Genomic DNA, 12404 nt, shown 5'->3' with positions numbered 1-12404 from the left:
ACGCCGCCGGTCATGGGAGGTCGATTCATGTTCGTGGGCATGGTTACCGCCGGGCATCAGGCACCCCATCCTGCTGGCTGGCCGCCGACGCGTTCCGCGGCGATGGCGTCGAGATACCCTGACCGCGCGAACGCCGCCATGGGGTCGGGGTCGAGCCCCTGTTCCTCGCGGAGCTCCGCGAGGAGGGGACGTACGTCGGTGTTGTAGGCGTCCATCAGGACGGCGTTGGCGCCCAGTACGTCGCCGGACCGTTGTGCGGTGTCCAGCGCTTCGGCGTCCACCAGGAGCGCCTTGGCGGTGGCCTCCTGCACGTTGAGTACCGACCGGATCTGCGCGGGGATCTTCGGCTCGATGTTGTGGCACTGGTCGAGCATGAAGACGACCTCGGAGTCAGCGTCGTACCCGCCGCCGCGTACGACCTCGTGCAGAACGCGGAAGAGCTGGAACGGGTCCGCCGCTCCGACCATGAGGTCGTCGTCGGCGTAGAAGCGCGAGTTGAAGTCGAAGCTGCCCAGCCTGCCCTCCCGCAGCAGGAACATGACGATGAACTCGATGTTGGTGTGCGCGGCGTGGTGGCCGGTGTCCACGCACACTTTGGCCCGGTCGCCAAGCTTCAGGCAGTGCGCGAACGAGGCACCCCAGTCGGGCACGTCGGTCGCGTAGAAGGCGGGCTCGAACAGCTTGTACTCGAGTTGGATGCGCTGGTGCGGACCGAGCCGGGCATAGACCTCCGCGAGGGCGTCGGCCAGACGGTCCTGCCGCGCCCGCAGGTCATCCTGGCCGGGATAGTTCGTGCCGTCGGAGAACCACAGCTTGAGGTCGCGGGAGCCGGTGGCGTCCATGATGTCGACGCACTCGAGCAGGTGGTCGACGGCCTTGCGCCGCACCGCGCGGTCGGCGTTGGTCACGCTGCCCAGCCGATAGTCGTCATCCTGGAAGACGTTGGCGTTGATCGTCCCCAGGCCCACTCCGAGGTCCCGTGCGTGCTCTGCCAGCGCCCCGTAGTCCTGAACCCGATCCCAGGGAATATGCAGGGACACACGGGGGGCGAGGCCGGTGAATACGTGCACCTGGGCAGCGTCGGCGATCTTCTCCTCGGGGGTGCGGGGGACACCTGCCTGGTTGAAAACCTTGAACCGAGTTCCACTGTTGCCGAACGCCCAGGATGGCAGTTCGATCTCCTGGCGGCGGAGGGCGTCGGTCACGGTTTCCTGGTCGGGCATTGTCGTGGTCCTTTCGGTCAAAGCTGTGCGCGTGCGGCGGGCGAATCAGGGAGAGTGCGGGTGGGGCGGTGCTGCGATCCCCGCGGATCAATCCAGGTGGAAGATCTCCCGGAGGGGGGACATCGCCTCGTCCGGGTTTCCGTCGATTCCCTGGAAGAAGGGCGCCATTTCCGCCTGCCAGCGCGTGTTGACCTCGACGCGCGCCATCGCCTCCCGGGCGGCGTCGAAGTCGTCGGTCTCCAGATAGCCGATGATCGTGCCGTCACCGCGGGAAAACAGCGAATAGTTGTGCCAGCCGGCCTCCCGTAGCGCGGCGCGCATCTCCGGCCAGACCTCCGCGTGACGACGCTCGTAGTCGTCGAGCCGGTCGGGATGGACCGTGAGAAGGAAACAGACACGTTGCATGGTGGCGTCGCTCCGTGCGATCGAGAGGTGGGGACGGTGGCCCGCCCCCCGGCGTTCTAGAAGTCGAAGTCGTCGACGTTGCTCTCGCCGAAGACGGTCGGTGGTCCGAGCACGATCTCCCCGTCCGCGCCGACCTCGTACTCACCGAGTTCGCCGGCCTCGAAGGTCTCGCCCTCGGCCCCGGTGATCTGGCCGGCCGCCAGCGCGGCGCCGGCGTAGCCGGCCAGGTAGCCGAGGTTCTGCGGGTCCCAGAGAGCGAACTCGGTCACGGTGCCGTCGTGGACGAACTCGCGCATCTGGTTCGGGTTGCCCAAGCCGGTGAGCGCGACCTCCCCCTGGTACTCGGAGTCGCTGAGGTAGCGCGCGGCCGCCGCGAGGCCCACGGTGGTCGGTGAGACCACTCCGTCCAGGTCGGGATGGGTGGACATCAGTCCCTGCATCTCGGAGAAGGACTCCTGGTCGTCGTCGTTGCCGTAGACGACCTCGACCAGTTCGACATCCGAGTACTCGTCCTTCTCCAGTTCCTCCTCCATCACCTCGATCCAGGTGTTCTGGTTCGTCGCGTTGGGCGTCGCCGAGAGGACGGCGATCTGTCCGGAGCCCCCGATCTGGTCCGCGACCATCTCCACCTGCGCCTCGCCGATCATCTGCGCGGACGACTGGTTGATGAAGACGTCGGTGCAGTTCGCGTCGGAGTCGAAGCCGACGACCACCGCGCCCGCGTCCCGGGCCTCGTCCAAGGAGGGACAGACGGCGTCCGGATCGTTGGCCGCGATCACGATCACGTCGGACTGGGCCTGGCTGGCCGCGTTGATGTACTCGATCTGGGAGTCCGCGGTCGCCTCGGTACCCCCGCGTTCGGTGAACTCACCTCCCACGTCCTCCACGGCGGCCGCGCCGCCCTCCAGCACGACGTCGAAGTAGGGGTTGTTGAGCTGCTTGGGGAGGAAGTCGATCGCGAGACCCTCGGGGATCTCGGCGTCGGGGTCCGCGTCACCCGCGGGGCCCGCGGCGTCGTCCTCAGGCGCGTCGTCGATGGTGGTTCCGCCACAGGCGGCCGTGAGAGTCAGGAACGTCAGGGAGCCAGCCACCAGACTGGTCCGTCGGAGGAGCTCGGACATGACTAGTACCTCTCGGTTGGGGTGGATCGCGTCGGGACCACCGGGTCGCCGGGAGTGTGGGCGGGACCCAGATCGGGCGGAGACCGGTGGACGTGGCGCCGAAGCGTGGCGACGAGATTGGGGGCGACGACGGACGCCACCAGAAGGAAACCGGTGACGATCATGAGGACATCGCTGGAGACGCCGTACAGGGAGAGCGCGTTGCGGATGACCCCGAGCAGGAGAACCCCGCTCGCGACGCCCACGACGGTCCCCACGCCCCCGAAGATGGACACCCCACCCAGGAGTACGGCGGCCACGACCTGGAGTTCGAGGCCGAACGCCGTGTCGGCGCGCGACGTCCCGTACTGCAGTGTCCAGAAGACTCCGGCGGCCGAGGACACGAGGCCACTCAGAACGAACAGTCCGAACTTGGTCCGCGTCACGTCGATGCCGGAGAAGCGGGCCGCCTCGGGGTTGGCGCCGATCGCGTACAGGGACCGTCCGAACGCCGTCGCGTGCAACACCACGGCGAAGCCGACGGCCAGGACCGCGATCGCGAACGCGATCCAGGGGACGTCGGTTCCTGGCACGGGGGCGCGGGCACCCGCGACCCAGGAACGGGGGTAGCTCGCCACCGCCTCGTCACCGAGGAGGACGTAGGACAGACCGCGGTACAGAGCCATCGTGCCGATCGTGACGGCGAGTGACGGAAGTCCGGCCACGGTCACCAGAACCGCGTTGAGGGATCCGGCGGCCACGCCCACGCCGAGGCAGATCACGATGATCGTCTCCATGGGCATCCCCGACGTCCACAGGGTGCCCATGACCGCGCTGCTCAACGCCAGCGTGCTGGCGACGGACAGGTCGATCTCCGCGGTGATCACGATCAGGGTCAGCGGAAGTGCCATCAGCGCGATCGCCGCGACACTCAGGACCAGGAAACTGACGTTGCGTCCCGTCGCGAAGTTCTCCACGAGGAACGACGCGGCGAGGACGGCCAGCGCCAACGCCGCGAGCAGGGGTGTCTCCCGCAGCGACAGGCCGGACCGCAACCGGCTGCCACGTGTCGTCGTTCCGTACCTCGCTCCACGGTCACGCACCACGTGATCGCCCCCCTCGCGTTTGGCGTTCGGCCCGTGCGGCGAGGAGGCGGTCCAGGCCGATCGCCGCGAGTATCAGCAGGCCCACCACGGCCTGTTGCCAGAACTGGTCGATCCGCAGAACGGGCAGCGCCGAGGTCACGGTCGTGAGCAGCACCGCCCCCAGGGCGGCGCCGTAGACCGAGCCCACACCGCCGAAGATCGCCACGCCGCCGACCACCGCCGCGGCGACGACCTCCAGTTCGAGGCCCATCCCGACGGTCGAGTCGACCGTGCCGAACCGTGCGGCGAAGAGAACGCCCGCGAGTCCCGCGAGCGCGCCGTTGACGGCGAACGCGGCGAGAACACGGCGCCCCACCGGGATACCGGAGAGACGCGCGGCGGCCGGCTCGGAGCCGATGGCGTAGAGGTCCCGCCCGCCGCGGAAGTTACTCAGGTACACCCCCGCGGCCACCACCACCAACATCGCGATCACCGTTGGCGCGGGCACGCCGAGGACGCTGACCTGGCCGAGCCGTAGGAACCCCGACGGCATGTCGTGCGCGTTCACCTGCCCACCGTCGGCCCACCAGTGCGTGAATCCCCGGAACACGTACAGAGTTCCCAGAGTGACGACGAGCGCCGGAACCCGGACGGCCGTGACCAGCGCGCCGTTGACGACTCCACACACGATGCCGACGAGGACACCGACCAGCATCACGACGGCCACGGGGAGGCCGGGAGCCGCGACGAAGACCACGCTCGTCGTGTAGGCGGACAGCCCCAGGACCGACCCCACGGACAGGTCCACGTTTCTGGTGATCAGCACCATGGACTGCCCCACCGCGAGGATCGCCAGCAGGGTGGCACCGAGGAGGAGGTCCCGCGTGCCCTGGGTGGAGAGGAAGAGCGGGTTGTACAGCCAGGTGCCGAGAACGAGCACCACGACCGCGATGAGGACCCCGAGCTCGCGGAACCGCGGCAGCCGCGGCCAGCCGCGTCCGGTGTCCCGAACGACGACTTCGTCGTCGGCGGGATTTCCCGCCGGTTCGGTCGGAGGGACGGAGAGCGTCACGCGGGGGCCTCCTCGCTCCCGGTCGCCGCGTACATGATCGCGGACTCGGTGGCCTCGTCGCGGTCGAGTTCGGCGGTGACGCGTCCTTCGTGCATCACCAGCACACGATCGGCCATCCCGAGCACCTCCGGGAGCTCACTGGACACCATCACCACGGCGAGTCCGTCCGCGGCGAGCTCCGACAGCAGCCGGTGGACCTCCGCCTTGGTGCCGACGTCGATACCGCGTGTCGGCTCGTCGATGAGGAGGACCCAAGGTTCGGTCGCGAGCCACTTGGCGAGGACGACCTTCTGCTGGTTGCCACCGGAGAGCGTGGACACCGCGTCAGTCAGCCGGGCGGCCTTCACCTGGAGGCGAACGGCCCACTCCCGCGCGGCGTCCCGCTCGACCGACGACCACAGCACGCCCAGGCGACTGAGGGCACGCCGTCTGGTCATCGTCGCGTTCCGCTGCACGGAGAGGTCCATCACGAGGCCCTGCTGCCGCCGGTCCTCGGGAACGAGAGCCATGCCCGAGCGCATCGCCGTGGAGGGACGCCCTCGGGGCAGCGCCTCGCCGCGGACGTGCACGGTCCCGCTGTCGTAGCCGTCCACTCCGAACACCGCGCGGACGACCTCGCTGCGCCCAGCTCCGACCAGTCCGGCGAGAGCCACGATCTCCCCGCTGCGCACTCGGAAGGTGACGTCGGCGAACGACCCGTGACGGGTCAGCCCCGCGACGTCCAGTAACACCTCCGCCTCCGCGTCGAGGGAGTCGCGCCGCGGGAACAGCGTGGTGACGTCGCGGCCCACCATGTGGCGGATGAGCGTGTCCACGTCGACCTCGGGGGTGAGGTGGGTGGAGATGTGGGCGCCGTCCCGCACCACCGTGATGCGGTCGCTCAACGCGAACACCTCGTCGAAGCGGTGCGAGATGAAGAGGACGGCGGCACCGTTGTCGCGCAGTGCCCGGGCGACCGAGAACAGACGCCGCACCTCCACGCCCGAGAGCGCCGCGGTGGGTTCGTCCATGACGAGAACACGGGCGTTGAGGGAGAGTGCCTTCGCGATCTCGACGAGTTGCTGGTCGGCGATCGACAGACCCCGCGCGGGACGGTTGGGGTCGAGGGAGACGCCGAGTCGGGTGAAGAGCTCCGCCGCCTCTCGGCGCATGCGGCGCTTGTCGATGAGGCGGGCGGCGCGCAGCGGCTGGCGCCCCATGAAGATGTTCTCGGCGACCGACAGGTCCGGGAAGAGGGTTGGTTCCTGGTAGATGACGGCCACACCGGCCCGTTGGGCGTCCGCGGGGCCACCGAAACGTGTGGGACGTCCATCCACTACGACCGTGCCGGTGTCGGGCTCGTGTACACCCGCGATGGTCTTGACGAGCGTGGACTTGCCCGCGCCGTTCTCACCGACCAGCGCGTGGATCTCGCCGGGAGCCAACTCCAGGGACAGTCCGCACAGGGCTCGAACCGAACCGAAGGACTTTGTCACGTCGACCAGCGCGAGCGGCGGCGGTGATTCGTCGACCACGACGCACTCCTCTTCCGGTCGGGCCGTCCGCGTCGAGCTGACACGGTGGGCAATGAGCGGAATGAAACGATTTAATTACCTCGGAACGTTAGACGGGTCACACGGCACGGTCAATAGCACGACCGATATCATGCGAAATGTCTGACTGTGGAGGTGCGGTATGTACCACTCACCGGACGCGTGTGAGTGAAGCGCGACGCGGGGGAAGGCGTCTTTTCGTCCTACGCCTTAATACGTTTTAATTCGGGCTCGGCGCCGCTATCCGGCGGGGAGGGGCCAGGCTGTCGGAGACTGGTGTCGGTTCGCAGCGTGGCGCCGTTCGCTCGGTGCCGCGCACGCCGCGAACGTTCGTCGATTCGGAGTGCGGGCCGGGACCGTGTTGGTTGTGGAGCGACGTCGCGGGTGCGCGACACGGGGAGTGGAGGGGGTGGCCGTGTCGTCCTCTGTCGGAGCCCGGTCGGGGCGTCCAGTGGGCATCAACGAGGTCGCCGCGCGCGCCGGGGTCTCGCCGGGGACCGTGTCCAACGTGCTCAACCGTCCCGAGCGCGTGGCCGACGCGACCCGCGAACGGGTCGAGGCCGCGATCGTGGAGCTCGACTATGTGCGCAACTCCTCGGGAAGCAGCCTCCGGTCGGGGCGCAGCGACTACGTGGGCCTGGTCGTCCTGGACATCACCAATCCCTTCTTCACCGAGGTCGCCCGGGGCGTGGAGGACGAGGCGGCGACGGACAGGCGCACCGTCATCCTCCTCGACTCCGCGGAGGACGCCGAGCGACAGCGCGGGTCATTGCGACTCCTCGCCGAGAACAGGGCCGCCGGAGCGGTGGTCATGCCCATCGACGACGACCTCAGCGATCTCCTCTGGCTCCGCGGCCGCGGAATCCCGTGGGTCGTCCTCGACCGTGGCGACGTCGACGACGTCCTGGGATGCAGCGTCAGCGTCGACAATCGCGCGGGAGGCGAGGCCGCGGGACACCACCTGATCGCTCTGGGACACGAGCAGGTCACTTTCGTGTGCGGACCACTACGGTTGCAGCAGGTCCGGCGTCGCTACGAGGGCCTGCGCGACGCCTACCTGAGCAACGGCGTCGACCCCGAGTCCGCGATCCGTGTCGTCGAGATGCACCAACTCAACCCGGCCACGGGGGAGGCGGCGGCGGAGGCGGTGCTCGCCGGGGGACCGAGCCGGCGTCCCGGCGCCGTGTTCTGTGCCAACGACCAGCTCGCGCTCGGCCTGCTCAAGGCCCTCAACGAACGCGGCCTGTCCATCCCTCGTGACCTCTCACTCATCGGCTACGACGACATCTCCGTCGCCGGCCTCGTGCATCCCGGACTCACCACGGTCGCCCAACCCACCTACGAGCTCGGCCGTGCGGCCATGCGCCTGCTGCACTCGGAGTTCGGCGACGACGCCCACCAGCACCAGAGCCTCACCTTCGCCCCCGAGCTCGTCGTCCGTGGTTCCACCGCGGCGCGCCGTTCCTGAACCGGGGGAGCGGGCAGGCCACCCGGTGCCGGCAGCCGAAGAGGCGGTTCGCGGGTGAAAAATGATGCGGGGATCGGTCGCCTTCACCTCTATCCTTGGTACAGGTATGTCTGGATCCGCACGCTCCGCTGGGGCTGACACGTCGGAGCTCCGAGCGCTGCGTGAGCGCTTGGAGGGGCTTGGGCTAGCCGATCGCCGCCGGTTCGGGAGGCGGATCGACGGAGTCCGTAAGATCCGTGACCAGCGGAAACTGGCCGGTGTCACCAAGACTCTCGCCGCCGAGATCGACAAGGCGCAGGACCGGGTGGAACGACGGCGCGCCGGCGTACCCGAGGTGACCTATCCCGAAGAGCTGCCCGTCAGCGCCAAGCGTGACGACATCCTGGCCGCCATCCGTGACAACCAGGTCGTGATCGTGGCCGGGGAGACCGGTTCCGGCAAGACGACACAGCTCCCGAAGATGTGCCTCGAGCTGGGGCGCGGGGTCCTGGGGCAGATCGGTCACACCCAACCCCGGCGGCTGGCCGCCCGCACCGTGGCGGAACGGGTCGCCGAGGAACTGGGCGTGGGGCTCGGCGGCGCCGTCGGATACCAGGTTCGCTTCACCGAACGCGCCGGCGGCGACACCAACGTCAAGTTGATGACCGACGGCATCCTGCTGGCGGAGATCCAGCGGGATCGCCTGCTGGAGCGCTACGACACCCTCATCATCGACGAGGCGCACGAGCGCAGCCTCAACGTCGACTTCATCCTCGGCTACCTGAAGCGCCTACTGCCGCGCCGCCCGGACCTCAAGGTCATCATCACCTCCGCGACGATCGACCCCGAGCGCTTCGCCGACCACTTCGGCGGCGCCCCCATCGTGGAGGTGTCGGGACGCACCTACCCCGTCGAGGTCCGGTACCGCCCGCTGACACCGGAGACAGCGGACGCCGACACCGACACAGAGGAACCCGTCGAGGAACGGGACCAGACCCAGGCCATCGGGGACGCGGTCGAGGAACTGTGCCGAGAGGGGCCCGGCGACATCCTGGTGTTCCTCAGCGGCGAACGCGAGATCCGCGACACCGCGGACGCGCTCACCCGGCGTACCGCGCAGTGGCGCGCGCCGGTGGAGATCCTGCCGCTGTACGCGCGCCTGCCCACGGAACAGCAACAGCGGGTGTTCCATCCGGGCGGTACGCGTCGTGTCGTGCTCGCGACCAACGTCGCCGAGACCTCACTCACCGTGCCCGGGATCCACTACGTGATCGACCCCGGGACGGCGCGGATCTCGCGCTACAGCCACCGCACCAAGGTGCAGCGTCTGCCCATCGAGCCGGTCTCCCAGGCCTCGGCCAACCAACGCAAGGGTCGCAGCGGCCGGATCGCGGACGGGATCTGCGTCCGCCTGTACTCGGAGGAGGACTTCCTCCAACGCCCAGAGTTCACCGACCCGGAGATCCTGCGGACCAACCTCGCCTCCGTCATTCTGCAGATGGCGGCCGCGCGGCTGGGTGAGATCGCGGAGTTCCCCTTCATCGACCCGCCGGACCGGCGCAACATCACCGACGGGATGCGGCTGCTGCACGAACTCGGCGCGTTGGAGTCCGGTCGGGGCGACATCGCGCACCACCTGACCGAGGTCGGGCGCAGTCTCGCCCGGCTTCCCCTGGACCCGCGGATGGCCCGCATGATCCTCGCTGGTGACGCCGCGGGGGTCACCCGACAGGTCATCGTCATCGCCGCGGCACTCACCATCCAGGACCCTCGGGAACGCCCGGAGGAGCAACGCCAGCGGGCCGACGGGTACCACGGACGGTTCGCGGTGCGGGGGTCGGACTTCCTCGCCTACCTCAACCTGTGGAACTACCTTCGGGAGCGGCAGCGTGAGCTGTCGGGCAACCAGTTCCGCAAGATGTGCCGCACCGAGTTCCTCAACTACCTGCGGGTTCGGGAGTGGCAGGACCTCGTGGCCCAGCTCGGGGAGATCACCCGCACGCTGGGCGTCGACGTCGGAGAGGACACCGAGGACGTCGAGGGCGTCAGCGACGCGGTGCATCGCGCGCTCCTCACCGGGTTGCTGTCGCACGTCGGGCTGAAGGAGGGGGAGAAGCAGGACTACCTCGGGGCGCGCGGCACGAAGTTCGCGATCTTCCCGGGGTCCTCGCAGTTCAAGCGACAACCTCGCTGGGTGATGACCGCCGAGTTGGTGGAAACCACCCGCCTGTGGGGACGGGGAGTCGCCCGGATCGAACCCGAGTGGGCGGAGTCGGCCGGGGCGCACCTGGTCAAGCGCAACTACTCCGAACCCCACTGGGAGAAGCGCCGGGGCGCGGTCATGGCCTACGAGAAGGTCACGCTGTTCGGCATCCCCCTCGTCTCCGGTCGCAAGGTCACATACTCCGCCATCGACCCGGACCTCTGTCGGGAGCTGTTCATCCGGCACGCCCTCGTGGAGGGTGACTGGGAGACCCGTCACGAATTCTTCGCCGCCAACCGGCGCCTGCTGGAGGACGTCGAGGAACTCGAGCACCGAGCGCGACGCCGGGACATCCGGGTCGACGACGAGGTCCTGTTCGAGTTCTACGACCGCCGCGTCCCGGCCGACGTCGTCTCCGCCCGCCACTTCGACTCCTGGTGGAAGACAGCGCGCCGCTCCAACCCCACGCTGCTCACCTTCACCACGGACATGCTCGTCAGCGAAGCGGTGGAGGAGATCACCGAGGCGGACTTCCCCGACACCTGGCACCAGGGGGACCTCTCGATTCCGCTCACCTACTCCTTCGAGCCCGGGGCCGACGCCGACGGCGTCACCGCCCACGTGCCGCTGCGCGTGCTCAACCAGGTCACCGCGGTCGGGTTCGACTGGCAGGTACCCGGCCTGCGCGAGGAACTGGTCACCGCGCTGATCCGGTCCCTCCCCAAGCCGATCCGTCGGAACTTCGTGCCGGTACCGGATCACGCCCGCGCCGTACTGCGCGGACTCACCCCCGGCGACGTTCCGCTGACCGAGGTCCTCGGTCGGGAGCTCTCGGGTGTCTCCGGCGACCGGATCCCCGCCGACGCCTGGCAGTGGGACCGTGTGCCCGACCATCTGAGGATCACCTTCCGGGTCGAGGGCGACGACGGCGAGAACCTGGGGGAGGACAAGGACCTGGAGGTGTTGCGTCGCCAGCTCAAGCCGGCGACCCGGGAAGCGGTCTCACGTGCCGCCGCCCCCGGGATCGAGCGCACCGGCCTCCAGACGTGGGACTTCGACACTCTGCCTCGGACGGTGCGCCAGGTGCGGGCCGGTCAGCCGGTCGAGGGGTACCCCGCCCTGACGGTGGAGGACTCGGGGCCCGCGGAGCAGGGGACCGTCGCCGTCCGCGTGCTGGACACCGAACCCGAACAGCGCGTAGCGCACCGTGCCGGGGTACGACGCCTCCTCCTGCGGTCGATCGTGTCACCCGTGCCCCTAGTCCAACGGCACATGAACAACAGCACCAAACTGGCGCTGGCCGGCTACCCGGGGGGCGCGGGCGCCGCGCTGTCCGACGCGCTGTCCGCCGCGACCGACCAGCTCATGGCCACCAATGGCGGACCGGTGTGGAACGCGACCGACTTCGCCGCCCTGCGTGACGCCGTGCAGGCGGGCCTCGCGGAAACCCTGACCACAGTGGCCCTGGACATGGAGAAGGTCCTGGCCACGGCGCAGAAGCTCGACAAGCGCCTTCGCGGCTCGACTAGCCTCACGGTCCTGCAGTCACTGACCGACATGCGGGGCCAACTCGCCGACTTGGTCGCCCCCGGATTCGCGACCAACGCCGGAGCCGCCCGCCTCAGCGACATCGTCCGATACCTGCACGGCATCGGCTACCGCCTGGACAAGCTCGCCGACAACCCGCGCCGGGACCAGACACACCTCGCCCGCATCGTGGAACTCGAACGGGAGTACCAACGCCTGGATGAGACCGCGCCACCAGAGACAGCCGACCAGCGCCGCGAGATCCGCTGGATGGTACAGGAACTGCGCGTGAGCTTCTTCGCCCAGTCCCTGGGCACCGCCTACACCGTCTCGGAGAAACGCGTTCGGGCCGCAATGGCCGAAGCACGGGGCTAGGTGCGATTCGCGGCCCCCCGTCGCCCACCGCCACCACAACGGACACGCTGCGCGCGGCAATCTCACATCCTCCTGCGCGGCCCCAGTTGGCGGCTCGCTGTGTTCTCGTCAGTCGACAGAGACCCACTATGCCGCCCTCCTCCGCCTGGCGAGACGTTCAACTGGATGACCGCTCGCTCCAGAAGGGGGCAGTCGTGCGAAGCGCGACCCATAAAGGTGGGGGGCGGGCGACGGGCGGGCACGGCACCCACAAGTCACGACCAAGATCGTGTTTCTTGCGCCGCTGTGCGTGCGCCATTTGGAGGCGCTGATGGAGGCGCTGCTGGGGATGTTGGGGGCTCGTTACCGTCGGGACGGCGTTCGTCGCGTCGGTCCGTTCGCACAGCCAACCGGGTGCCCGTCCCGGATCGTCGTGAGGGCCGCTCCCTCATCCGA

The 12404-nt window shown here is 68.9% G+C and carries 8 protein-coding genes; 2 read left to right on the top strand and 6 right to left on the bottom strand.

The features are described 5' to 3' along the window. Window positions 1–56: 56 nt before the first annotated feature. The 6 genes from rhaI to J4H86_RS09660 form a co-directional block, all read right to left on the bottom strand. Window positions 57–1223 carry an L-rhamnose isomerase gene (rhaI, locus tag J4H86_RS09685; protein WP_236543175.1) on the bottom strand — a complete coding sequence of 389 codons (1167 nt, stop codon included), beginning with the start codon at window positions 1221–1223 and terminating at the stop codon, window positions 57–59. Window positions 1224–1310: 87 nt separating this feature from the next. Next, window positions 1311–1628 (bottom strand): L-rhamnose mutarotase, encoded by a 318-nt coding sequence (locus tag J4H86_RS09680; protein ID WP_236543174.1) that lies wholly within the window; start codon window positions 1626–1628, stop codon window positions 1311–1313. Between the two features lie 56 nt (window positions 1629–1684). Beyond that, entirely contained in the window at window positions 1685–2749 is a 1065-nt protein-coding gene (gene rhaS, locus J4H86_RS09675) for a rhamnose ABC transporter substrate-binding protein (protein WP_236543173.1), read from the bottom strand. Window positions 2750–2751: 2 nt separating this feature from the next. Then, a complete protein-coding gene (locus tag J4H86_RS09670; protein ID WP_236543172.1) occupies window positions 2752–3831 on the bottom strand; it encodes an ABC transporter permease in 1080 nt (359 codons plus the stop codon). Beyond that, complete coding sequence (locus tag J4H86_RS09665) at window positions 3824–4885, bottom strand: ABC transporter permease (protein WP_394356469.1); 1062 nt, start codon at window positions 4883–4885, stop codon at window positions 3824–3826. The genes J4H86_RS09670 and J4H86_RS09665 overlap by 8 nt, the downstream gene beginning before the upstream one ends. Beyond that, window positions 4882–6399, bottom strand: a complete 1518-nt coding sequence (locus J4H86_RS09660) for a sugar ABC transporter ATP-binding protein (RefSeq protein ID WP_236543171.1) — start codon at window positions 6397–6399, stop codon at window positions 4882–4884. The genes J4H86_RS09665 and J4H86_RS09660 overlap by 4 nt, the downstream gene beginning before the upstream one ends. 433 nt (window positions 6400–6832) lie before the next feature. Between J4H86_RS09660 and J4H86_RS09655 the strand changes: the two genes are divergently transcribed. Continuing rightward, window positions 6833–7885 carry a LacI family DNA-binding transcriptional regulator gene (locus J4H86_RS09655; protein ID WP_236543170.1) on the top strand — a complete coding sequence of 351 codons (1053 nt, stop codon included), beginning with the start codon at window positions 6833–6835 and terminating at the stop codon, window positions 7883–7885. A 106-nt stretch (window positions 7886–7991) separates the two neighbouring features. Continuing rightward, the gene (hrpA, locus tag J4H86_RS09650; protein ID WP_236543169.1) at window positions 7992–11969 is read left to right on the top strand and encodes an ATP-dependent RNA helicase HrpA; all 3978 of its coding nucleotides are present in this window, start codon (window positions 7992–7994) and stop codon (window positions 11967–11969) included. The last annotated feature ends 435 nt before the right edge of the window (window positions 11970–12404 follow it).

Origin of the sequence: Spiractinospora alimapuensis, assembly GCF_018437505.1 — a bacterium.
Taxonomy (GTDB): Bacteria; Actinomycetota; Actinomycetes; order Streptosporangiales; family Streptosporangiaceae; genus Spiractinospora; species Spiractinospora alimapuensis.
This window is presented reverse-complemented; position numbering and strand designations above follow the sequence as displayed.